At 58.6% G+C, this 22855-nt stretch carries 17 protein-coding genes; 10 read left to right on the forward strand and 7 right to left on the reverse strand.

Features of this window, described 5'->3' with window-relative positions; translation table 11 throughout:
• Positions 1 to 407: 407 nt before the first annotated feature.
• Complete coding sequence (locus C1N62_RS19300) at positions 408 to 5168, reverse strand: autotransporter outer membrane beta-barrel domain-containing protein (RefSeq protein WP_137765357.1); 4761 nt, start codon at positions 5166 to 5168, stop codon at positions 408 to 410.
• A gap of 592 nt (positions 5169 to 5760) precedes the next feature.
• Between C1N62_RS19300 and C1N62_RS19305 the strand changes: the two genes are divergently transcribed.
• From C1N62_RS19305 to C1N62_RS19320, 4 genes are all read left to right on the forward strand, one after another.
• Complete coding sequence (locus C1N62_RS19305) at positions 5761 to 7152, forward strand: FAD-binding oxidoreductase (RefSeq protein WP_137765358.1); 1392 nt, start codon at positions 5761 to 5763, stop codon at positions 7150 to 7152.
• Between the two features lie 15 nt (positions 7153 to 7167).
• Entirely contained in the window at positions 7168 to 8136 is a 969-nt protein-coding gene (locus tag C1N62_RS19310) for an NAD(P)-dependent oxidoreductase (protein ID WP_137765359.1), read from the forward strand.
• A gap of 29 nt (positions 8137 to 8165) precedes the next feature.
• Positions 8166 to 9608 carry an NADP-dependent succinate-semialdehyde dehydrogenase gene (gene gabD, locus C1N62_RS19315; protein WP_137765360.1) on the forward strand — a complete coding sequence of 481 codons (1443 nt, stop codon included), beginning with the start codon at positions 8166 to 8168 and terminating at the stop codon, positions 9606 to 9608.
• A gap of 110 nt (positions 9609 to 9718) precedes the next feature.
• Positions 9719 to 10489 carry an NAD(P)-binding domain-containing protein gene (locus C1N62_RS19320; RefSeq protein WP_168195910.1) on the forward strand — a complete coding sequence of 257 codons (771 nt, stop codon included), beginning with the start codon at positions 9719 to 9721 and terminating at the stop codon, positions 10487 to 10489.
• 7 nt (positions 10490 to 10496) lie between these two features.
• On the opposite strand, the gene C1N62_RS19325 is transcribed toward C1N62_RS19320, so the two are convergent.
• Both C1N62_RS19325 and tnpA read right to left on the reverse strand, forming a co-directional pair.
• Positions 10497 to 11552 carry a GlxA family transcriptional regulator gene (locus tag C1N62_RS19325; RefSeq protein WP_137765362.1) on the reverse strand — a complete coding sequence of 352 codons (1056 nt, stop codon included), beginning with the start codon at positions 11550 to 11552 and terminating at the stop codon, positions 10497 to 10499.
• Positions 11553 to 12068: 516 nt separating this feature from the next.
• Entirely contained in the window at positions 12069 to 12479 is a 411-nt protein-coding gene (gene tnpA / locus C1N62_RS19330) for an IS200/IS605 family transposase (RefSeq protein WP_137765363.1), read from the reverse strand.
• Positions 12480 to 12525: 46 nt separating this feature from the next.
• Here tnpA and C1N62_RS19335 point away from each other — a divergent pair, with 46 nt between their 5' ends.
• Complete coding sequence (locus C1N62_RS19335; RefSeq protein ID WP_137765364.1) at positions 12526 to 13617, forward strand: RNA-guided endonuclease TnpB family protein; 1092 nt, start codon at positions 12526 to 12528, stop codon at positions 13615 to 13617.
• Positions 13618 to 13630: 13 nt separating this feature from the next.
• On the opposite strand, the gene C1N62_RS19340 is transcribed toward C1N62_RS19335, so the two are convergent.
• On the reverse strand, positions 13631 to 15064 hold the full coding sequence (locus C1N62_RS19340) for a sugar porter family MFS transporter (protein ID WP_137765365.1): 1434 nt from the start codon (positions 15062 to 15064) through the stop codon (positions 13631 to 13633).
• A 671-nt stretch (positions 15065 to 15735) separates the two neighbouring features.
• Here C1N62_RS19340 and iolG point away from each other — a divergent pair.
• Both iolG and C1N62_RS19350 read left to right on the forward strand, forming a co-directional pair.
• Entirely contained in the window at positions 15736 to 16731 is a 996-nt protein-coding gene (gene iolG, locus C1N62_RS19345; protein ID WP_137765366.1) for an inositol 2-dehydrogenase, read from the forward strand.
• A gap of 10 nt (positions 16732 to 16741) precedes the next feature.
• Entirely contained in the window at positions 16742 to 17701 is a 960-nt protein-coding gene (locus C1N62_RS19350; protein ID WP_137765664.1) for a sugar phosphate isomerase/epimerase, read from the forward strand.
• A gap of 31 nt (positions 17702 to 17732) precedes the next feature.
• On the opposite strand, the gene C1N62_RS19355 is transcribed toward C1N62_RS19350, so the two are convergent.
• From C1N62_RS19355 to C1N62_RS19365, 3 genes are all read right to left on the reverse strand, one after another.
• On the reverse strand, positions 17733 to 18605 hold the full coding sequence (locus C1N62_RS19355) for an AraC family transcriptional regulator (protein WP_137765367.1): 873 nt from the start codon (positions 18603 to 18605) through the stop codon (positions 17733 to 17735).
• 63 nt (positions 18606 to 18668) lie between these two features.
• Positions 18669 to 18884, reverse strand: coding sequence for a 4-oxalocrotonate tautomerase family protein (locus tag C1N62_RS19360; RefSeq protein WP_137765368.1), 216 nt, complete (start codon positions 18882 to 18884; stop codon positions 18669 to 18671).
• A gap of 102 nt (positions 18885 to 18986) precedes the next feature.
• The gene (locus C1N62_RS19365) at positions 18987 to 19790 is read right to left on the reverse strand and encodes a helix-turn-helix transcriptional regulator (protein WP_137765369.1); all 804 of its coding nucleotides are present in this window, start codon (positions 19788 to 19790) and stop codon (positions 18987 to 18989) included.
• Positions 19791 to 19880: 90 nt separating this feature from the next.
• On the opposite strand from C1N62_RS19365, the gene C1N62_RS19370 reads away from it, so the two are divergent.
• From C1N62_RS19370 to C1N62_RS19380, 3 genes are all read left to right on the forward strand, one after another.
• The gene (locus C1N62_RS19370) at positions 19881 to 21344 is read left to right on the forward strand and encodes an MFS transporter (protein ID WP_137765370.1); all 1464 of its coding nucleotides are present in this window, start codon (positions 19881 to 19883) and stop codon (positions 21342 to 21344) included.
• Positions 21345 to 21466: 122 nt separating this feature from the next.
• Positions 21467 to 22105, forward strand: coding sequence for a TetR/AcrR family transcriptional regulator (locus C1N62_RS19375; RefSeq protein ID WP_137765371.1), 639 nt, complete (start codon positions 21467 to 21469; stop codon positions 22103 to 22105).
• A gap of 3 nt (positions 22106 to 22108) precedes the next feature.
• Positions 22109 to 22801 (forward strand): DAPG hydrolase family protein, encoded by a 693-nt coding sequence (locus C1N62_RS19380; RefSeq protein ID WP_137765372.1) that lies wholly within the window; start codon positions 22109 to 22111, stop codon positions 22799 to 22801.
• Positions 22802 to 22855: the final 54 nt, after the last annotated feature.

A 22855-nucleotide genomic window follows, 5' to 3' on the forward strand; every position in this document is an offset into this window, starting at 1 on the left:
ACAGCGTTGTTATTACTGTAGGTCACTGGAAAATTTGAAGAGAAATTATATCAATTGAGGGTAAATGTCCCGGCCTGGCGAAAATAAATCCACACCCCGTCATGGGGCTGCGGGCGACACAAATAAAAAACAGTAAGTTAGCCGGAAGGGAGTTTTAATTAAAATTTGCTAAATTCTCTATTAATCCCAAATTGATCACTGCAACTAATAATTTATGGTTTAACCATTCATTAAATGTTTATTTAACGGAGCTGAAAACGGGCGGCCCATTGGGAAATAATAGCGTGGTATATCCCGCTTCAGCACCAGCGGTTTTACGGCATAAAAAAGCCCCATCAGAAAACTGAGGGGGCTTTTTTCATACCCGCCGGATCGTAACCGGGCGGTGTCAGGCCGGATTGCTAAGATCAGAAGTGGTAGCGGTAATTGACCATCAGCCCGGTGTCACGCAGGCCATCCTCCTGCCAGTGGTAGGCATCGGCGCTCAGCGCCGCCTTTTTACTCTGGTACTTCACGCCCACCTGCGCCAGCCCGTTAACGCCGCCGCCTTTCTGGCCGTCTTCCACGCGGAAGCGCTGACCGGCCGCGCCCTGCAATGACGCGGTGCGTTCACCCTGCTGGTAACTCAGGTTCGGGCCGCCCTCCAGTGTGGCGGTGGCGGCCCAGCCGTTTTCCCCGGCGTAGGTCAGTTTCAGGCCAGCCACCGCGTCTACGGCCGTTTCCTCAACGCCTGACATGCGCAGGTTGAAGTCACCCGCACCGCGCTCGTTGTAGCCCTCTTCCGAGGTATAACGCAGCTTCATGCCCGCGAACGGCGTCAGCGTCAGCCCTTTCTGTGGGGTGTAGCTTTTCGCCATCTCGCTGCGGAACTCCAGATACTGCTGGTTGTTGTCGCTGTCCGCTACGCGATTGACGTCGCCGTACTGCACCTGCCGGTTGCTATCGAGGTTATGGATGTCATAGCGAACGGCGTTGTTCCAGCTCAACCCGCTCTCGGCCAGCGGCAGCGAGTGCTGCACACCGAAGAACTGGCTGTAGCCGCCGGTCACGCCATTGTCACCGGCGGTGCTGACATCACCGTCACCATCCAGCCGCGCGATACCGTACTCCAGCGAAAGCGTCTGATTGTTGCCCAGCGCAAATTGCTGACGCAGCGCCATCATGTCATAACGGGTGTCGTTGCCCAGTTCACTGCGCTGGTCACCTTTCGCCACCACGTTAAACGTCAGTCCGTTGCCCATCACCGGTGCGGTGTCAGCCAGCATCTCAAAGCGGTTGCCCAGCACGCGCGCATCCCGTGCCACGCTTTTCGCCTGACTGCCGGAGATTTGCCGTAGCGCGCTGTTCAGCTCCGCGGTGCTCTTCAGATTCAGGCTGGTGAACAGGTCGTTGTTGGTGTAGGCCGCATCCAGCGCACCGGCGATGCTGGAGACGCTGTCGTCACTCACCACGTCCGCGTAGGCGTTTTTGGTCATGGTGACGTCCACGTTGCCGCTGTCGTCTTTCTGGCCTTCGGCGCTCCATACCACGCTGGTCGAGGTGATGTTCTGCTCACCGCTGATGTTGTCGCCGACAAACACATCCTCAAAGGTCTGAGTCGTCGCCGCGCTGCCCTGCGTAAAGCCGGTATCAATCGACACATCGCCCAGTGCCACATTGCTGGCGGTCAGCGTCCCAGCGGTGCCGTCGGCGTTGGTGCCAATGGTGTACTGGTTCAGCGTGCTGGCGGCCGTCGGGTCAGTGGGCAGGGTGTAACTGGCGTAGTGCGTCTCGCTCTTGTCGTCGGTATTGCCGTTGACGCCGGCAATCTGCACGTCGCTCTCTTTCACCAGTCCGCTATTAGCCCCGGCCAGATTGACCGTGCCGTTGTTCACGATGCGGCCGTTGTCGCCCAGCTGGCTGAAGGCGTAGGAGTCTGAAGCGTAGATGTTGATGGTGCCGTTGTTCTCCAGCACCGCGTCGGCGGTGGCGTTGGCGTCCAGTTGCATCGCCACCATGCCGCTGTCAGTGGTGCCTTCGGTGCCGAGGTTAATGGTGCCGTTGTTCACCAGTTGCGCATTGCTGCTGCCCTTCATGGCGACGGTGTTGCTGCCGCTGATGTTCATCACACCGTCGTTGATCGCCACGGTATTGGTGTTTTTCATATACACGGCGGTACCGTTGGCGGCGTTATAGTTCACCTCGCCGGTGACGCCGCTGTAGCCGTTCAGGCCATTGCCCTGATTCCAGAAGGTCGAGGCCACGTCATGATCAGCGACCGTGCTGACCAGCACGCTGCTGCCGCCGGTCTGGCTAATGGAGCCGTTGTTGATGATGCTGTTGCCGCCGGCCTTGCCAAGCTGTAAACCGGCACGGCTACCTTGCGAACCGTTACTGATCACGGTGCCGCTGTTTTTAAATACCGAGCCACTCTCAACCGTCAGGTTGCGATTATTGCCGAGCGTGATGGTGCCGTCAGCGGCATTGTTCATGGCGCTCTGGTTGCGCAGCCAGAAGTCTTTATTGTCAGTGGCGTTCCAGTTGCCGTGGTTGGTCAGGGTGCTGCGGTCGGTCATGGCCCCGTTCTCGATGGTGCCGCCGGTGTTATTGATGATTGTCCCATCGGTGACCACCGGCTGGACACCGTCGATCACGCCGCTGTTATTGACGGTGCCGTGGTTTTCAACCACCAGCGGTGCGGTGAGGATGCCCCCGCTTTCATTGTTCAGCGTGCCCCAGACGTCCAGCTGGCTGCCCTCGACGGTACCGGTGTTGCTGACGGCGGTGTCGGTGTAGATCAGCGTCTCCTTCGCCAGCGTGGTGGGGCCGCTCAGTACGGTGCCATCAGCCAACTCTGGCATCGCCAGCACGCTGCTGTTGTCGGCGCTGTCCGGCACACCATCGCCGACATTAATCTGCCCGCGGTTGATGATGACATTATTGGCATTGCCGTCGCTGTAGAACGCCTGACCGTTTTCAGCATTGATATTGATCACGCCGGTGGCGTCATTGATGGCGGTACCGCCGTGGTACACCGCCATGCCCACCAGCGGCAGGCCCGCTTCGTAATTTTCATTGGTTTCCAGGTTAATGGTGCCCTGGTTGATGACCTGATTATTGCCGTAGGCCACCATGCCGGCCCCGGCGTTATAGGTCGTGATCACCCCGCCTTGCTGGTTGGTGGCAGTGGAGGGGTTTTTGTCATAAACGTCTGAGCCGGCAAACATGCCGACGGCAAAGTCTTTGGCTGAGTTGGACGGGATGTTGGCCGCCATCTGCGTGGTATCGGCGGCATCTTTCCACATGGCATCGGTGGTGATGGTGCCAAAGTTGTCGATGGTGCTGTTCTCAACCGCATTCATGGCGGCACCACGGCCATACAGCTCTAGCGTGCCGTCGGCCATATTGGTTGCCGAGGAGTCAAACGACGCCGTCATTAACTGAATACCCATCACCTTATTATTAGACCAGTGGGGGGAGATCAGTCCGGTGCCGCTTGTGTAGTTGAAAATACTATCCTGGTTCATGATCCGGCCTGTCATGTCCCCCTCATTCACGGTGGTGGCCCCATGACTGGCACGCATACCGATGGTAAAAACGCCCGTGCCGGCTGCGGTGCTATTACGCCGAACCTCCATGCTGCCCTGATTATCTATCAGGGTATTTTCATTCTTGCCGTAGGCCAGCGTCACATTCTCCACCTCAATACTGCCCTGATTGATCAGGCTACTCCCGGACATGAGCCTAATCAGGCTACTGTCTTGATAGTCAAAGGCATTGATGCTGGTGATACCGGTGGTATTCAGGCTGGCACCTTCGGCGATCTCCAGTTTGCCGCCATGGGAGAGATCAAAGCCAATAAAGTCGACTGGGAAGTCGCCGTCAATGGTGCTGTCTCCCTGTAGGGAGAGGGTAGAGGCGCCATCAATGGTGACGGCCGCATATGCCCCATATCCTGTGCGTCGTTCGGCAATCGCATCGCCGGCCGCGGTATCCGCGATCTGATCCACTTCGCCAGTGAGTTGGAAACCCTGCTGCAACTCCACGCGATTACCGTCGCCACTGATGGTCACGCCAGAAATAGCCTCCTTTGAACCATTCTCTTTGGCATATTTATAGGGCGCGACTTCCGTATCCACCACCACTTGCAGATGGCCGTTCAGCACCACCGTATTGTTGCTGCCGCTGACGTCAATGCCGGTGGTCATTTTATAAAAGTTATCGGCGGCCAGCGGGGAGGCCTGATCTTTATCGACCAGCATATCGCCGGTCAGAAAGATCTGGTTGGCGTCGCCTGCGACCTGCACGCCGTTGGCCTGCTGACCCGTTACGTCGATATTGTCGGCGCTCAGGTTGACGGTGTTGTTCTTCCCGCTGACGCTGATGCCGGTGGCAAAGTCGCCTACCACCATATCGCCGCGCTGGTTCAGGGTGTTGCTGTCACCGGTGACCGCAATGCCAGTGCCGCCGTTGCTGAGGGTGGCGTCACCGTCGGTGTTCAACGTATTGCCATTGCCCGCTACCTCCACACCGGTGGAGCCGCTGCCATCCACCACGATCGGGCCGAGAGTATTGAGGGTGTTGTCATTGCCGCTAAGGCTCAGGCCAGTGCCACCGGCCTCAGCGCCAGTGGTGGCGTTATTGTTGATGGTGTGGCCATCTACTGCCAGTTGCGTGCCGATGTTGCCTTCGCCAATGCCGATGCTGTCTTCATTAATATCGATAACCTTGCTGACATCATCGCCATCATCGCCGCTGTCGTCACCGTTATCGCCGTTATCATCGCCGCCATCGTCACCGTTATCGCCGTTATCGTCGCCGCCGTCGTCACCGTTATCGCCGTTATCATCGCCGCCGTCGTCACCGTTATCGCCGTTATCATCGCCGCCGTCGTCACTGTTATCGTCGTCGCTGCCATTATCCCCGCTGGAGACAGCGTGGCTGTTATCGTCATCGGCCACGATAAAACCCACCGCCAGCGCGGCCGCCGCCGCACCACCGGCGATCCACGTCCACTCCTCCTGTGAAAGTGCTGACGAGGTCAGGCAGGCATCGCGTTGCGCTTGGGTGGGCTGATTGATATTGGTTGGACACTTCAGGGGCGTTTTGTCTTCGGGGGTATCAGCGGCAAAACTATTATTGTTGAGTGCCAAGGCAATACAAAGTGAAAGAAATTTTTTACGTTGCATAAGCTACCTTAAAAATTATTTGAGGGATAACTTTTATGGCTAAATAAGGCCGTCGGCAGGCCGATCTTCAGAAGAGTGAAAAAGTACAGGCCGCTGCATTGGCATTACAGGCACCAAAGAAAAGTTATGTATAAATTACCCCAGTCGGTGAAAAAACACTCTCTTTGTCCAGATGGGTGATTTTTAAGGCATAAGGGTCATGACGGGTTAAGATAAAAATCAGCAAATTAGCTGAGCGAAGGTTTTTAATTTAAAACAAATTAACTTTATGTTTATTATTAATTGATGATTATAAATAATGTCCTCCAATTTAATAATTCATAATTATTAAATTAGTACGCTGTAGGCAAGCCTGCTACTCATTTGTTACCAACGTAATGTTTTCTCTGCCAGCCATAACGTCTATTTCTCCCCAATAACATTTGCTGACCACCGGCCAGCTTTTTTAGCTTCCTACGTGGCAACAAAGGGCGCGGCCTCACAAATTGGCTAAGCAGCAAGACCGTTACGCAAATTGTCCCAACCATGATAGTTGCCCGTGGCCTGCCTTTGGATAATGGCTCCATTGTCAGCCTATTTGAGGGATCTACCCATGTACCGAGGTTTTTGGTATGCACAGGCGCTTGACCTGGAGGGCGCGCTGGCCCCGACGCTACAGGGCACTACCAGCGCGGACGTCTGCATCATTGGCGGCGGTTTTCTGGGACTGTGGTCAGCCATCCGCCTGAAAAAAGAGCAGCCCTCGCTCGACGTCGTGCTAATTGAAAAGGATCGCTGCGGCTCCGGTGCCAGTGGCCGTAACGGCGGGCTGGCTAACAACTGGTGGGCGAAATACCTGTCGCTGATGAGCATCTGCGGCGAGCAGGAGGCGCGCCGCATCTGTGAGGCGGCCGACTCAGCGGTGGATGAGATTGGCGAGTTCTGCCGCGCCCACAACGTGGATGCTCAGTACCGCAAGGATGGCTGGTTATGGACGGCCAGCAACCCGCGCCAGCACAACTCGTGGCGGGTGCTGACCGAGAAGCTGGACAACTACAACGCCAACCCCTTCCGCGAGGTGACGCCAGAGGAGGCGCGCGCCAAGTCAGGCTCGCCGCGTACCCTCTCCGGGATCTTCGATCCTAATGCCGCCACGGTGCAGCCAGCGATGCTGGCGCGCGGGCTACGGCGCGTCGCCATTGAGCTGGGGGTGCGCATCTATGAGAAAACGCCGCTCACCCGCCTTGACCGGCGTACCGCGCCGGTGGTTCACACCGCCCACGGCAGCGTGCGGGCGAAAAAGGTGGTGATCGCGATGAATGCCTGGGGCGCGCAGTTCCCGGAGCTGAAGCGGATGATCGTCGTGATGTCGAGCGACATGGTTGCCACCGCGCCAATGAAAACGCGCCTCGATGCCACCGGCTTCAATGATGGCGTCTGCGTGACTGACTCCCGCACCGTGCTGAACTACTGGCGCAACACGCCGGATGGCCGCATCGTCTTCGGCAAACCGCTTGGCCAGTTCGCCTTCGCCTCGCGGATCGGCAACCTCTATGACCGCCCCTGTCCGGCAGCGGAGGGGGTGACGGCGGAGCTGCGCTCCTTCTACCCGACGCTGGCGGATGTGCCGGTAGTCAGCAGCTGGACTGGCCCGCTGGATCGCGCCATGAAAGGGCTGCCCAACTTCGGCTTCCTCGGCGGCAATCCCAACATCATCTACGGCATCGGCTTCTCCGGTAACGGCGTCGCCACTACCGTCTTCGCCAGCCGCATCATCAAGTCACTGGTGCTGGAGGCGAACGACGAGTGGTCACGCTGCGGGCTGGTGGATCAGAAGGTCAAGCTGTTGCCGCCGGAGCCGTTCCGCTTTGTTGGTGCGCGCATGGTGCGCAACGCGCTGGTACGCAAAGAGACGCTGGAAGACCACGACCGCGACGCGGGGGCCTTCACCACCTTCCTGACGGCGCTGGCCCCGGCCGGTTATGTACCGAATACCAAAAAATAGGCTGCGAGGTTAAGCATGTCACACCACATCGTCTTTCTGGATCACGAAGGGATTGCGCCCTCGGTCAGGGTGCCGCCCATCAGCTTCCCACACAGCTGGCAATCCTATGGTTACACCGCGCCGGAACAGGTGGTGGCGCGGTTGCAGGGGGCCACCATCGCGCTGACCTGCAGCGTGCCGCTGCGCGAGGAGCAGCTGCGCCAACTGCCAGATCTGCAAATGATCTCGCTGGCGCTGACCGGCACCGACATCGTGGACACCGACTACTGCCAGCGGCGCGGCATCACCGTGACCAACGTGCCAGCGTATGCCTCCAACACCGTCGCGGAGCATGTGATCGCCACCATCTATGAGCTGTTCCGCCGCCCGGCCTGCTACCACCAGCTGATGCGGCGCGTGCATCGGCAAGAGACCGCCGCCAAGAACATCTACTTCGACTACCGGGTGCGCGACGTGGCGGGCAAGACACTGGGAATTATCGGCAGCGGGCCGATTGCCCAACGGCTGGGTGAACTGGCGAGCAAGATGGGCATGGAGGTGGTGTATGACGACCGTAACGGCGCGCGCTGCGGGTTCGGCTTTGTCTCGCGCACTGCCTTGCTGGAGATGAGCGACGTGGTGTCGGTCAATGTCCCGCTGACCCCGGAAACCGACAACATGATTGGCCGCGCCGAGTTGGCGCGGATGAAGCGCGATGCGGTGATCATCAATACCGCCCGTGGCGGCATCATCAATGAGGCAGCGCTGATTGAGGCGCTCCAGCAGGGGAAGATTGGCGGCGCGGCCATCGATGTGGTGGTGAACGAGCCACTGGCCGCCGACGACCCGCTGTTTGCGCTGGTCGATCTGCCCAACTTCATCCTGACGCCGCACATGGCGTGGAGCAGTGAGGATGCGATGCAGACCCTGATCAGCGGCTCCGTGGACAACATCCATCGCTTTGTCGAGGGCGAACGGCTGAAAGCCTCGCCGCTCGCCTCCTGACCCTTCGCCACACCATAAGGAAACACGCCATGCAACTCAGAGATACCACGCTCTTCCGCCAGCACGCCTTGATTGATGGGGAGTGGCAAGGAGCCGACAGCGGCAAAAGCAGCCCAGTGACCAACCCGGCCACCGGCGAGATGATAGGCACCATCCCCACGATGGGGCAGGCCGAAACGCGCCGCGCTATTCAAGCCGCCCACACCGCGTTGCCCGCCTGGCGTGCGCTGACCGCCAAGACGCGCTCCAGCCTGATCCGCCGCTGGTATGAGCTGGTGCTGGAGAATCAGGAGGATCTGGCGCACCTGATGACCACGGAGCAGGGCAAGCCGCTTGCCGAGGCGCGCGGCGAGATCACGCTGGCCGCCAGCTATCTGGAGTGGTTTGCCGAGGAGGGCAAGCGAATCTATGGCGACACCATCCCCGGCCACCAGCCTGACAAGCGTTTGCTGGTGATCAAGCAGCCGATTGGTGTCACGGCGGCGATCACGCCGTGGAACTTCCCGGCGGCGATGATCACCCGCAAGGCTGGCCCGGCGCTGGCGGCGGGCTGCACTATGGTGCTGAAACCGGCTTCGCAGACCCCCTATTCAGCGCTGGCGCTGGCCGAACTGGCGCTGCGCGCTGGCATCCCGGCGGGTGTGTTCAGCGTGGTGACCGGCAGCGCCCGCGAGATTGGCCGCGAGCTGACCAGCAACCCCATCGTCAGCAAACTGACCTTCACTGGCTCCACGGAGATTGGCCGCAAGCTGATCGCCGACTGCGCCCACGACGTGAAAAAGGTGTCGATGGAGCTGGGCGGCAACGCGCCCTTTATCGTGTTTGAGGATGCCGATCTGGATAAGGCGGTCGAGGGCGCGCTGATCTCCAAATTCCGCAACAATGGCCAGACCTGCGTCTGCGCCAACCGCATCTATGTGCATGAGCAGGTTTACGGCACCTTTGCCGACAAGCTGAAGGCGGCGGTGTCAGGGCTGACGCTGGGCAACGGGCTGGAGCAACATGTCACCACCGGCCCGCTGATTGATGAACACGCCCTCGCCAAGGTGCAGGAGCACATTGATGACGCGCTCAGCAAAGGCGCGCAACTGATTGCTGGCGGCAAGCGGCTGGCGGGCAACTTCTTCGAGCCAACCATCCTGATCAACGTGCCGCCCCATGCGCAGGTGGTGCGGGATGAGACCTTTGGCCCGCTGGCACCGCTGATCCGCTTCACTGATGAGAGCGAGGTGGTGGCGCAGGCGAATGACACCGAGTTTGGCCTTGCGTCCTACTTCTACACGCAGGATGTGTCGCGCATCTTCCGCGTCGGCGAGGCGCTGGAGTATGGCATGGTCGGCGTTAACACTGGCCTGATCACCACCGAGGTCGCGCCCTTCGGCGGGGTAAAAGCCTCGGGCCTCGGGCGTGAAGGCTCCAAATATGGCATTGAGGACTATCTGGAGATCAAATACCTCTGCCTGAGCATCTGAATATAATCTCAGCCCCCGGCGTTTTTACTTCCCAATATCGCTATGTTAGTTTGGCGAATAGGCTGGCCGGGGCAATGGTGCGCCCGTCAAAAAATTCCAGAGGGGGAAGGGTGAGCATAGGATTTATTGGCGTGGGTGACCTCGCCAGCAAAGTGATTAAGGGCCTGCTGCGGGAAGATAGCGATGTGACGATCTATTTATCGCCACGCGGTGAAACCGCTTCGCGGGCATTGGCTGAACATCCGCAGTGCATCCGGTTGGAATCCAATCAACAGGTCATTGACCGGGCGGATATGATTGTTCTGGCGGTCAGGCCAGAGCAGTTGCGCGATATTATGCGGGACACCACCTTTCCCAAAGGGAAAAAGATTGTCTCGCTGATCGCGGGCATTGAACTGGGCACGTTGAAATTACTGCTCGATAGCGAGGCGGTATATCGGCTGATGCTGACCAGCGCCGCCGAAATTAACCAATCCATGATCGCCATTTTCCCGCCTGACCCGGCGATTGAGGCACGCTTCGCCGCGCTGGGAAATACGCTGGTTTTTGACAGTGAGAATGATTTTGAGCTGTCCACCGTCGGCGTCTGCATGAATGGCTGGCTCTACTTCCTGCTCCACGCCATGCACAGCTGGTTTACCGAGCGCGGTATGGGGGAGGCGCAGGCGAAAAAGCTATTGATTCACTGTCTGAAGGATATCAGCGCCTATGCCGAGCAGCACAGCCTGCCGTTCAACCAGATTGGCGAGTCCATCGCCACGCCGGGCACGCACACCGACGCGGGGCTGCAAATGCTCAATCGCCACCACTCCCACGCCGCCTGGAGTGCGGCCTGTGAGGTGGTCTACAACCGGCTCACCAACCATACCGCGCAGCAGTAACGCGCCCTCAATGGCGGCTGACCAGCCGCTCAATTTCGCGCCGTCTTTTGCGGTAGTCATTCGGCGTTTCGCCATACTGTTTCCTGAACCACAGGATAAAGTGCGAGGCGTCAGAAAAGCCGCAATTGATGGCGACCGTCGTGACGCGCTGGCTGGTATTGACCAGCAAATTGCGGGCGTGCTGCATCCGCAGTTGTCGCCAGTAGCTGGCGGGCGTCGCGTTGGTGTTCGCCAAAAAAACGCGGTTGAGCTGGCGGGGGTGGGTGCCGATGTGCTCCGCGACATCTTTCAGCGTGAAGTGCATACCCAAATTCTCTTTCATAAAGTTGACCGCCTGCTGCACGGTGCTGTTTTTATAGATGTGCTCCTCCATGCTATCGGCGTGCAGCCGGTCATCCTCTTTTTTGCCAGCGGTGCGCTCCTCCACCAACAGGTACTCCAGCCCCTTATGCGCGCGGATCTCACCGCAATGCTTCCTGATTAAATTGGCGGCCAGATCGATCGCCGTGCCGCCGGGACAGGTGATGATGCCGTGGTCATCAATGTAGCTCTTGTCGATCACCGCCTGTGACTCGGGAAAGCGCTCGCGGAACTCGTCGGCAATGGTGAAGTGCACCGCGCAGCGGCGTTTGCGTAGCAGCCCCGCCTTGCCCAGCACGAACGAGGCGCTGCACATGGCGATAATCGGCACGCCGCGCGCATGGTAGCTGCGCAATACGTTGAGCAACCGCTCCGGCGGGTCGCGCGTCTCCTCCAGCAGACCGCCAGCCAGCACAATGTAGTCATAGCTTTCATCATCATTCAGGGCGCGGGTCGGCGCGATGCGCATCTCACAGCTGGCGGTGGCCGGCTCGCCGTCGAGCGTCATCCAGTCCCACTGGCAGTAGATTTGGCGGCTGGAGAAGGAGACATCCGCCGCGAAGCGCAGGGAGTCCACAAACCCCGCCACCGGGATCAGGGTAAAGTGGTTCATCAAAATAAAGCCCACTTTCAGTTCTGGTTTGCCAGGCAGAAGGGGCGCGCCGGGGGAGACGGTTTCAACAGCATGGTGAGAATTTAGCATTTCACATCCTTACTACATCCCATTTACATACAGTTGTATCCCACGGCGGGCTGTCCCAGCTATTACATAATGTGCAAGAAGTATAACAAAACGGACAAGGTGTCAGATGTGTGACAAAGATCACAAGGCGCTGCTCAGGTTGTCCTAAATATTATGGCAATTTTTATTTGGCCGGGATGGAGTGGCTTCTATTCGTGGAAATGTCCGCCATTTTATAGATGAATATGCCTCGAGTTGGATGCAATAAAAGGGTGCCCCGAGGGAGTGCAATAGGGTGGCGGTAAAATAAGACGTGTAATTTTGATATTTTCTCTCTGGTCAATACGTCGGGTAATATCGCTCACGCCAAAATAATGGAATGGGATCTAAAATTCCGCATGGAATTTACGCCTTATTATTCCTTTATATTCGCGTTTTTCCTCCCCGAGTTTCCGCGCCAGACCCTCTTACCAGGCTTTTCGCGGAAAGCCCTTTCCTTTGAGGTAGGGGATGCAGAGCGAAGCGCCCGCAAGGGCGCTAATGAGGGCGGTTCTGATCCTCAATGTACTTTTTAATCACTTCAAGGGGCGCACCGCCCACGCTACCAGCGAAATAAGACGGCGACCAAAGCGCGTCTGAATTCCACGCGGGTTTATGCAAATCAGGGTGATGCAATTTCATCTTGCGACTACTAACCCCTTTCAGGCTGTTAACCAGCTTGCTGATCGCCACCTTCGGCGGGAAGTTTAGCAGCATGTGAACGTGATCCGATTCCCCGTTAAATTCCACAACCTCGCATTCGAATTGCTCGCATACGTTGCGGAGAATCATTTCCAGCGTTTCCAGATGGGCAGCATTAAACACCTTGCCCCGATACTTAGTGATAAAGATTAAATGGCAATGCAGCACAAAGACACAATGCCGCCCCGTTCGATAAGTTAACTCCATAGACCAACTTTGAAAATGTGCTTTAAGGCGTGTAGTGTAGCGCACTATGAGCATTCAGACCAAAACATTATCAGTCAGAGTTAAAGACAAACACGCCGCCGTTTTGCGGCAGATGGCTTTTGAAGTCAATCAGGTCTTTAATCTGGCAAACGAGATAACCAGCGCGGCATATAGCAACGCTGGCGCTTTTGGTGCGCAGGTTCCAAAGTGGCTAACCGCGTATGATGTTCAAAAGCAGACTGCCGGACTCCGCAAGGAAAAAGGCTATCTGATCGATAGCGCCAGCATTCAGGAAGTGATCGCCGTACACGGCAAAGCCCGCAAGCAGTTTAAGCGGTCAAAACTTCGCTGGCGTATCAGTGGCGGCGCACGCCGTTCGCTGGGCTGGATTCCGTTTAAAGTCGGTTTTGCGAAGTGGCAAAACGGGCAAGTTAAGTTTGCTGGCAAGCTGTTTAAGGTATGGGATAGCTACGGCTTGAGCGCCTATAAATTCCGTGCTGGCAGCTTTTCAGAAGATAGCCGGGGGCGTTGGTATTTCAACGTAGCCGTAGACTATGAGGAACAACCCACCGAAGGCGTTAGCGCCGTTGGTATCGACTTAGGGTTAAAGGATATTGCCACCACGTCAGACGGTGAAAAGCTGGCGGCTGGGCGGTTCTATCGTGATCTTGAGCCAGCATTAGGCAAGGCACAACGGGCGAACAAAAAGCGCCGCGTTAAGGCTATCTACGCCAAAATTAAAAACCGCCGCAAAGACGCTTTGCACAAATTTAGCACGGCTATTGTGAAAGCGAATGCGGCAATTTTCGTAGGCGACGTGAGCGCCAGCAAGCTAATCAAAACAAAGATGGCTAAAAGCGTTTTAGACGCTGGCTGGTCAATGCTCAAAACACAACTGGAATATAAAGCGATTGCGCGATCAGCGGTGTTTCAAGTAGTCAACGAAAGCTATTCCACCCAGGCTTGTTCGTGTTGTGGGGCGCTACCCCTAAACAGTCCGAAAGGTAGAGCAGGCTTGCGAATAAGAGTATGGACTTGTAGCGAGTGCGGAACGCTACATGATCGCGATGTGAACGCGTCAAAGAATATACTCGCGGCAGGGCATTGCCGTCTAGCTGTAGGAATCCCCGTCCTTTAGGGCGGGGAAGATGTCAATGCCGGAACTTCCGCTCAATCTCCTCCAGGGAGAGGCCGCGTGTCTCGGGCAGAAATTTGAACAGCAGCACCAGCATCACCAGGTTGCAGAGTGCGAAGACGCCAAAGGTCGCGCCGCCGCCCCAAGCGTCCAGCATGATGGGGAACAGCGACTGGATGATAAAGTCGAAGCCAAACAGGCCAAAGACGGCAATCCCCATCCCCAGCCCACGGATGCGCAGCGGGTAGATCTCTGACAGCATCAGCCAGAACACCGGGGCAATCCACCCCTGCATAAACACCAGAAACAGCGACATCAGGCCAAGGATGATATAGCTCGCCCCGGCAAAGTTGCCCTGCAAGCTACTCACGCCGCCATGCGTCTCGTAATGGAAAAACAGCTTGAACGCCAAGCCAATCATCACCAGCACCACGGTCACGCCAATCTGCCCGCTCAAAAACATTTTGCGGCGCGGCAGCTTGCCAATGATCGCCATGCCCAGCAGGGTGGCAATGATGGAGATCAGCCCGTTCGCCACCGCCGCCGTGACCGCCGCCGCATCGCCCAGCCCGGTCGATTTCAGCACCGTCGGCGCGTAGTACATGATGGTGTTCACCCCGGTAACCCGCGTGGCCAGCACGATCATCAAACCAATTAAAATCAGCTGTACCACCCACTTTTTGCTTAGCTCCTGCCGCAGGCTGAGGGGCTGCGTATCCAGCGCGATAATCTGGCGAATTTCTTTCACCTCGCCCTCAATCTCCTGCGGCGGGCGAACCAAGGCGAGCACGTCGCGCGCCTCCTTCTCCTGGCCGCGTTGCAAGAAGAAGCGCGGCGACTCTGGCATCGCCAGCATCCCGAGCCAGAGCAGCACTCCCGGTATGGCCGGTATCGCCAGCATGATGCGCCAGTTGGTGCTCAGTTCCGGGTAGGCGTGGACAATGCCGGCATTGACCGAGTAGGCGAGGAACTGCCCGGTGACGATCATCAGCTCATTGACCGTCACCAGCCGTTCTCGCTGGTTGGCCGGGGCCAGCTCGGCGATGTAGACCGGCACCGTCACCGAGGCGCACCCCACCGCCAGTCCGAGGATAAAGCGGGCGGCCAGCATGGAGGTGACATCCCACGCCGTGGCGGTTGCCAGCGCGCCAAAGATGAAGATCATGGCAACCCAGAGCAGGTTTTTGCGGCGGCCCTGACGGTCGGACAACATGCCGCCAAACAGCGAGCCAAAGGCCGCGCCAAACAGCAGCGACGAGGTGACAATGCCCTCGGCGGTGGGGCTGAGTCCCAAATCCCGGTTCATAAACAGCAAGGCACCGGAAATCACGCCGGTGTCATAGCCGAAACAGAGTCCGCCAAGGGTAGAGATTAAGGTAATGCGCTTGATATTGGGGCCAGCGGATATCTCCCGCGCGGCCGTTTCCTGTCGAACTAATTTCTCTTCCATCGTGAGTGTCTCATTCCGGTTTGTAGAAAATAACAGGCAGAAAATAACAGGCAGAAAGTAGGGCCGGGTCATTGACGATGCCTGTCGGATCTATTTTTCAACGCATGAAGGGTGCGGCGAGATAAAGGGAAAATGCGTTGTGTGGCTATTAATCCCCAATAAAATGGCTATTCCAATAACAAAAGTTGCTTTAAATCGGCGGCGGAGTAAGAGCTGTGAGGCTTTTCACAGAGCCGGAATTATAATTAAACCGGCATACAAACAGGCGAACTGTATAACCGATTGATTAGGATGAGTTTTAATCGAGAGGGCATCCAGCGGGACAGGGAGTAAAAAAATTACCGATAACCTGTATAAAACAGCGTTGAAACTTGAAATTAACATCATCAGCCGTAAGGGCTTCAGAACAAAGTGACATTTTGAGAAATTTAACCGTGCAAAATCAATCAGTTGAATGAGAGCAACTTTTAGCACTCGGTAAAGTGTTAACTGGATAACAAAATAGAAATTCCACCGGTTAAAGGATTGAAACGCTACCGCGGCCTCTCTATTTTCTCTTCAGGGTTCCGGTGCCTTGCTACTTATTTTTATTGGGAGAAAGCAAGGCCCGCTATTAAAAGTTTTTTTCACTCTGACGTTTTTCCGCTCATACACTTTTGCTGAGGTTTATAATGCTAAACGTTGCGCTGTTAGGTGCTGGCCGTATTGCCAATGTGCACGCTCGCCTTATTCATGACCACCCGGACACGGTGCTCTATTCGGTATCTGATATTTATGCCGATGCGGCGAGCGCGCTGGCGGAGAATTATGCCGCCCGCGTGCTGTCCGCTGAGGAGGCGATTGCCGACCCGCAGGTAGACGTGGTGCTGGTCGCCACCTCCACCGATACCCATGCGAACTTCTCCCTTCAGGCGGCGCGGGCGGGCAAGGCGATCTTTTGTGAAAAACCGATCGATTTGGATATTGAGCGCGTCAAAGCCTGCGTGGCGGAGATCAAGGCGCTGGGCGTGCCCTTTATGATTGGCTTCAACCGCCGCTTCGACCCCAATCATGCTCACCTCAACCGCGCGCTGCGTGCGGGTGAGATTGGCTCCCTCGAGCACCTGCAAATCTGCTCGCGCGATCCCTCGCCGCTGCCAGATGACTACCTGCTGGCCTCCGGCGGCATGTTCCGTGACATGACCATCCATGACTTTGACATGGCGCGCTTCCAGTTGGGTGAGGAACCGGTGTCGGTCTCGGCAGTGGCGGCCGCGCTGGTCAGCCCGACGGTCAAGGAGGCTGGCGATGTGGATACCGCGGTAATCACCCTCCAGACCGCCTCGGGCAAGATTGCGGTGATCAACAACAGCCGGCGCTCCGGCTACGGCTACGACCAGCGCATCGAGGCGCACGGCCAGAAGGGGTGCCTGACGGTGCAGAACGTGCCGACCAGCACGCTGATCAAAATCACCGAGGAGGGCGGGGCACAGGCGCAAAAACCGCTGCACTTCTTCCTCGAGCGCTATCAGGAGGCGTTCAGCGAGCAGTGGAAAGCCTTTGTGGCGGCCCTGAAGGCGCAGCGCCCGATGCCGACCAGCGCTGATGACGGCCTGAAGGCGCTGCTGCTGGCCGAGGCGGCGGTGGAGTCACTGAAGACGCAGCGCGTCGTCAACGTCAATCTGTAAGGAGCGGATGATGAAAATTGGATTGGTTTCAGACAGCCTCGCGCACCTGCCGGTGGCTGAAGTGATCCGCACTGCCGCCGAACTCAAGCTTGACTGCATTGAGTTCGCCACCGGCAACTGGTCAACCGCGCCGCATCTGGATCTTGATGCCCTGCTAGGCAGCGCCGCGGCCCGCTCCACGCTGATGGGCATGTTGCGCGACCACGGCCTGACGCTCTCGGCGTTGAACGCCAATGGCAATCCGCTGCACCCCGGCGACACCGGCCAACAGCACGCTGACTGCTTGCATAAAACGCTGGAGCTGGCACGCCTGCTGGAGGTGGAGAATGTGATTACCATGTCGGGGCTGCCGGGCGCGCCCGGCGATCGCTTCCCGAACTGGATTGTCACTGCCTGGCCGCCGGAGACCCAAACCATCCTCCAGCACCAGTGGGAGGTGGCGCAGGGCTTCTGGCGAGAGACCGCCCAGCGGGCGCGCGACAATGGGGTGCGCATCGGCATCGAGCTGCATGGGCAGCAACTGGCCTACAACCTGCCGACCTTCCTGCAACTGCGCGACATTACCGGCGAGGTGGTCGGCCTGAATTTCGATCCGAGCCACATTCTGTGGATGGGCGGCGATCCGCTGGCCTTTATCCGTCAGGCGGGCCACATGATCTACCACGTGCACGCCAAAGACACCCTGATTGACACCGTCAACCGCGCCACCGCGACGGCGCTGGACAACCGCCCGATGACGCAGAGCCGCGAACGTAGCTGGTCGTATGTCACGCTCGGCTATGGGAAGCCAGAGCCGTGGTGGAACGCCTTCTGCTACACGCTGGCGCACTTCGCCAGCCCCGATTTGACGCTGAGCATCGAGCATGAGGACATGAACCTCTCCCGCATGGAGGGGGTGATCAAATCGGTCAACCTGCTGAAACGCACGGCGACCATGGAGAAGTCTGATTACGTGTTGCCCGCCATTTAATGCCTTCGCACTGGCCGCCCGGCCAGTGCGTTCAACTGGCAGTCTTGATACCCGCCAGCCAGCGGTTTTTATATTGCGTCGGCGGAATGCCCACCACCATCTTGAATACCCGGTGGAAATTATTGACGCTCTCATAGCCGACCGCGCTGGCAATCGCGGCGACATCCAGATCGGTATTCACCAGCAAAGATTGCGCCTCGCCCACCCGGCAGCGAATGATGTACTGCTTCGGAGAGTAGCCGGAGAATTTCTTGAAGACATGGATCAGGTAGAAGCGCGTAATCCCGAGCTGGCTGGCGATGGTCTCCAGCGTGAGCGGATGTTTATAGTGCTCATCAATAAACTCTTTAATCGACAGGCCAAGCGACGCCTCGGTTTGGTTGCAGGCGTGAAGGTGCGAATAGAAGACATTGCGGCACATCATCACAATGGCATTCAGCAGGTGATGGGTAATCACGCCGTGGAACGGTGCCTTACTGAAGACTTGGGTACATAACGCCTCAAACAACCCGTGCAACGCCAATTGGTGCTCGCCGCTGGCGACCACGGCGCGCTCCTCACGGCCAATCAGGTGGTTTTCGGGCAATCCGGCAAGGTGCAAATGGTGGATGCCACAGCTGTAGATCAGGGAGTCCGCACTGAGGTGGGGGCGCTCGTCATGCACCACGCCCTGATTGAACACCAGAATGTCCCCCTCCTGCGCCAAATATTGCCGCCCGCCAATCTGGTATTGGCCGCTGCCGCGCGCAATGAACATCATCTCCAGCCGGTCATCATGTTTATGCATCACCCTAGGAATCGCGGACTCCTCGCCTTCGGTCTGGCAGACAAAAAGCAACTGCGGGCCAGACTGGTCTTCGAAGTCCGGGTAAAGCGTGCTGTTATCCTGGCAGTGGTGAAGCATCGTGACCTCAGGCGGTATTGTGGGATAGTTTCCCGGCAACGGCTACATAACGTGCTAAAGCCACTATTTGCCCGGCTGCTGTTGCCGGCGGACGGTCACGCTCTCGCCACCGATGCCCCAGTTGTCCATGGGCACCTCATCAATCACCACCACGGTGGTGGCCGGGTTTTTCCCCAGCACCGTGGCCAGCAGGTCGGTCACGCCAGCAATCAGTTCCGCTTTTTGCTCAGGGGTAGGGGCTTCAGTGCCGCCTGTCACTTTGATGTTCACGTAGGGCATGGGAATTCTCCTTGTTGGCATGGGCACGCCCCGCATGGTGGGCGGCAGGTAGGGGAAAAGTAGAGGATTTAACCGCCGGTGAATAATGAATTCTTTGCAACATTAGCCGCCCTCATCCACCGCGGCATAGAACACCAGCCGCAGGTGCTTGTCTTGATCGACGATGAAAGAGGCGTGGTTAAACGCCACCGCCCCCTGGCCCTCAATCAGGAAACTGCGGCGGCCCTCACAGCGGCCGTGGACATCGTGCTGGTGCCACAGCTGCTCAAAGGGGGCAGAGAGGTGGGTAAGCGTCTCGACCAGCGCCACCATGCCCTCGTCCTCTGGTGCTTGGGCGAAGTCCCGGCGGAAACTGGCCAGTACCTGCGGCGCTTGGGCCGCCCACTCGACAATCCGGCTGCTGAGCCGCTCATCCGCAAACAGCATCCAGAGCATATTGCGCTCAGCGGCCTCACGCTGCCCAAAACCAAACAGGCGCTCCGCCGCGGCGTTCCAGCCAATCACATCCCAGCGCAGGTTCAGCACGTAGGCCGGGCGCGTCGTCAGGTCATCCAGCAGCAGGCGCACCAAGGGGGAAAGCTCACACCACGTCTGCCCGGCGAGGGCGGGCGGCCGCTGGTGGGCCAGCAGGAACAGGTGCCGACGCGCGATCTCATCCAGCTTCAGCACGCGCGAGATGCTGTCCAGAAAGGCCGTGGAGACGCTGATGTCGCGTCCCTGCTCCAGCCAGGTGTACCAGGTGATGCCGACCCCGGCGAGCGCCGCCACCTCTTCACGGCGCAGGCCGGGAGTACGCCGACGCTTGCCAGCGGGCAGCCCCACCTCCAGCGGGGAGAGATCCTCACGTCGCCGCCGCAGAAAATCTGCCAGTTCAAGCCGGGTACGTGCCAGTCGAGTCGTGGTCATATTACTTCCAGTAACAGCATAAGTGGTTCCATAGTAACAGGTTAAATTATTTGCCACACTCCCGGCACATACTTGAAAAGGGAGTTATTCATGGCTGCTGATCACCCACCGTGCGCCACCCACGCGTCATCCCCAGACACCCGATCCCAGCGGTCGCCGCTGGCGCTCGCCACGCTACTGCTGGGCGGTTTTATCACGGTATTTGACCTGTTCGTCGTCAACGTCGCTATCCCCTCAATGCAGACTACGCTGGCGGCTGGCTTCGCCGAGATTGGCTGGGTCATCGCGGGCTATGAGCTGGCCTTTGGCATCCTGCTGATTGCTGGCGGCAGGCTGGGCGATCGCTATGGCCGACGGCGCCTGTTCCGGCTGGGCCTGTGGGGATTTGTGGTTGCCTCCTGCCTGTGCGGTCTGGCCCCGGACGCCCGCAGCCTGATCGTTGCCCGCTTCCTGCAAGGCATGGCCGCTGCCATGCTGTTCCCACAAATCTATGCCCTGTTGCGCGTCATGTATGATGACGCTGGCCGTCGCCGGGCGTTTGGCCTGTTAGGGATGACATTAGGACTGGCGGCCATCGCTGGACAGGTGTTGGGCGGCCTGCTGGTAGAGGGTGACCTGTTTGGCTTGGGCTGGCGGATCATCTTTCTCATTAACCTGCCGGTTGGCGCGGCCGCGCTACTGGCGACGCGCGCCCTCCCGGAGTCATCTCTGCCACAGGCCCAGCGGGTGGACTGGCGCGGCATCGGGCTGGCATCGGCCGGGCTGCTGCTGCTGCTGTTACCGCTGCTGGAAGGCCCTAACGCTGGCTGGCCGCGTTGGACGGGGCTTAGCATGGCGCTGTCACTGTTGATGCTGCTGGCCTTCCTGCGCTGGGAGGGGCGTCTGGCAGGGCGGGGCGACGATCCGGCCATTGATACTCGCCTGTTCCGCAATCTCGGGTTCTCCTTGGGGTCGCTGGTGGTGCTGCTGATCTACTCGACCGCCAGTTCGCTGTTCCTCTGTTTCGCCCTGCTGGTGCAAACCGGCCTTGGCCTGACGCCGTTTGCGGCTGGCACCCTGTTTGCCCCGGCGAGCGTGGGCTTTATCGCCGCCTCCATGCTGGCCCCCAACGTGGTGGCGCGCGTTGGCAGCATGACGATGGGCGTTGGCGCGCTGCTCTACGCGGCAGGCATTGGCTGGCTGATGGCGGCGGCAGGCAGCCTGAGCCAGCCACCGGCCCCCTTCGCCCTGATGCCAGCGCTGCTGTTATTCGGCTTTGGTCAGGGACTGTCCATGACGCCGCTGCTCAATCTGGTGCTCGGCTATGTGCAGGAGCGCCACGCAGGCATGGCCGCCGGGTTCATCTCCACCATGCAGCAAGTGGGTGGAGCCTTTGGGGTGGCGATTGCCGGACTCTTTTTCGTCAATACCCTACAGGCCGCCAACAGCGGCATCCCGCTCGCTGAGCGCTATGCTGACGCCTTCAGTCATGCCATGCGTTACAACGTCACAGCCATTCTCCTCGCCGCGCTGCTGATTTTCTGGCTGGCACGCTACCGACCCGCCGGGCGCTAAGGGCGGCGGGGCCATTTTTTGTCGCCTGCGTTTTATCCTAAAAATGCCCCCGGCCAGACATCCCCGGCTATGTTTATTGAAACGAACCGTATCGTATCGATAAACAGTGAAAAGGGCTTTGCATGGAAAACGGTCACTCCTCCTCCCCGCGCCGTTCGGCCGGGGCAACCCGCAGTGAGGCATCGCATCAGGCGATTGTGGCCGCGGCGCGCCAGGTACTGGCAGAAAAAGGGTACGCGGGCTTCTCCTTTGAGGCGGTGGCCCGGCTGGCCGGTGCCAGCAAACCCACGCTCTATCGCTGGTGGCCGAACAAGGCGCAGTTGATTGCGGAAGTCTATGAGGTGGAGGCCACGCACATCGCCATCCCGGCGCACTACCCGGTGCGGGAGAGGATGGCGATGCTCCTCAACGCTCTGTGGACGTTATGGCACACCACCCTTTGCGGCGTGGCATTCCGTAGTTTTATCGCCGAGTCGCAGCATGATAAAGAGAACATGGCCCTGTTGCGCGAGGCATTCCTGAACCGAAGGCTGGCACTGCCACAGGAAATTCTTGCCACTGCGATTGCACAGGGCGAACTCCCGCCGGATACCGACACGGCGCTGATGCTCAAGATGCTCTTTGGCTTCTGCTGGCTGCATCTGCTCACCGACAACCTTGGCGACACTTCACCCATCGCGCCCTTTGTCGATTACCTGTTTGGCCGCGTTCCCCGGCTGGCGGGCGGCAGGCACGATCCTTCATTCCCTATCAGGAGCTGACCCATGAAAAAAGAGACCCGGCAACACTGGGACATCCCGGACATCGATGCGCTGCTTGACCCGGCCCCGTTGCCGTTGGAGACGGGCACCTGCCAACTGGCAGATGGGCGGCGGGTGGTGGCCGTCAGGAACCCGTTACTGAACTGCACCGGTGCCATGCTGGAGTGGTGGTTTACCTTTTTTGAGACCACCGAGCACCTGAAGTGGTGGCACCCCCACGACCATATCCACCACGGCGGCTGGGATGAGCAGTGGGTCAAGGGTGAAAACTACCTTGGCGCGACCATTCAGGCGGTAGAGGCGCTGGGCAGCGTGCCGCCGGTGGCAGCCAAAATCCGCTTTAGCTCGCCCGAGCATTTCTTTTCAGCAGAGAAGGTGCAGGCGGCCAGAGCAAGCGGCGGGATGTCGGCGGCCATCTGTGGGTGCATTGGCTTTGGTGAGGAGATTGCGCTGGATGCGTGTGGTAACCCGCTCGATGGCCGCATGATCCATCTGGTACGCGACACGCCGTGGGGATGCGTGCTGAGAAGCCGCTTTATTCTCGGGGAGGCGCCCGGCGGCCAGCCCCCGCCGGAGGAGATTGCCCTCGGCCTGCTCCAGCACTGTCAGGAGGAGTTCACCACCCTGTCGCTCATATTGCCGGCGCTCTATGCGGCGGAGCGTGCCGCGGCCCTCGCGCCACCCGATCGCGGGTAGCGGCCCGCCACCCATTGTTCGGCGCGGGCCGAAGCATCGGTTTTTGGCTGATCT

Origin of the sequence: Nissabacter sp. SGAir0207, assembly GCF_005491205.1 — a bacterium.
GTDB lineage: Bacteria > Pseudomonadota > Gammaproteobacteria > Enterobacterales > Enterobacteriaceae > Chimaeribacter.

Bases quoted from the DNA above. Each gene is read 5' to 3' on its own strand.
- C1N62_RS19300 (WP_137765357.1), bottom strand. From the start codon at position 5,168: ATGCAACGTAAAAAATTTCTTTCACTTTGTATTGCCTTGGCACTCAAC.
- C1N62_RS19305 (WP_137765358.1), top strand. From the start codon at position 5,761: ATGTACCGAGGTTTTTGGTATGCACAGGCGCTTGACCTGGAGGGCGCG.
- C1N62_RS19310 (WP_137765359.1), top strand. From the start codon at position 7,168: ATGTCACACCACATCGTCTTTCTGGATCACGAAGGGATTGCGCCCTCG.
- gabD (WP_137765360.1), top strand. From the start codon at position 8,166: ATGCAACTCAGAGATACCACGCTCTTCCGCCAGCACGCCTTGATTGAT.
- C1N62_RS19325 (WP_137765362.1), bottom strand. From the start codon at position 11,552: ATGCTAAATTCTCACCATGCTGTTGAAACCGTCTCCCCCGGCGCGCCC.
- tnpA (WP_137765363.1), bottom strand. From the start codon at position 12,479: ATGGAGTTAACTTATCGAACGGGGCGGCATTGTGTCTTTGTGCTGCAT.
- C1N62_RS19335 (WP_137765364.1), top strand. From the start codon at position 12,526: ATGAGCATTCAGACCAAAACATTATCAGTCAGAGTTAAAGACAAACAC.
- C1N62_RS19340 (WP_137765365.1), bottom strand. From the start codon at position 15,064: ATGGAAGAGAAATTAGTTCGACAGGAAACGGCCGCGCGGGAGATATCC.
- iolG (WP_137765366.1), top strand. From the start codon at position 15,736: ATGCTAAACGTTGCGCTGTTAGGTGCTGGCCGTATTGCCAATGTGCAC.
- C1N62_RS19350 (WP_137765664.1), top strand. From the start codon at position 16,742: ATGAAAATTGGATTGGTTTCAGACAGCCTCGCGCACCTGCCGGTGGCT.
- C1N62_RS19355 (WP_137765367.1), bottom strand. From the start codon at position 18,605: ATGCTTCACCACTGCCAGGATAACAGCACGCTTTACCCGGACTTCGAA.
- C1N62_RS19360 (WP_137765368.1), bottom strand. From the start codon at position 18,884: ATGCCCTACGTGAACATCAAAGTGACAGGCGGCACTGAAGCCCCTACC.
- C1N62_RS19365 (WP_137765369.1), bottom strand. From the start codon at position 19,790: ATGACCACGACTCGACTGGCACGTACCCGGCTTGAACTGGCAGATTTT.
- C1N62_RS19370 (WP_137765370.1), top strand. From the start codon at position 19,881: ATGGCTGCTGATCACCCACCGTGCGCCACCCACGCGTCATCCCCAGAC.
- C1N62_RS19375 (WP_137765371.1), top strand. From the start codon at position 21,467: ATGGAAAACGGTCACTCCTCCTCCCCGCGCCGTTCGGCCGGGGCAACC.
- C1N62_RS19380 (WP_137765372.1), top strand. From the start codon at position 22,109: ATGAAAAAAGAGACCCGGCAACACTGGGACATCCCGGACATCGATGCG.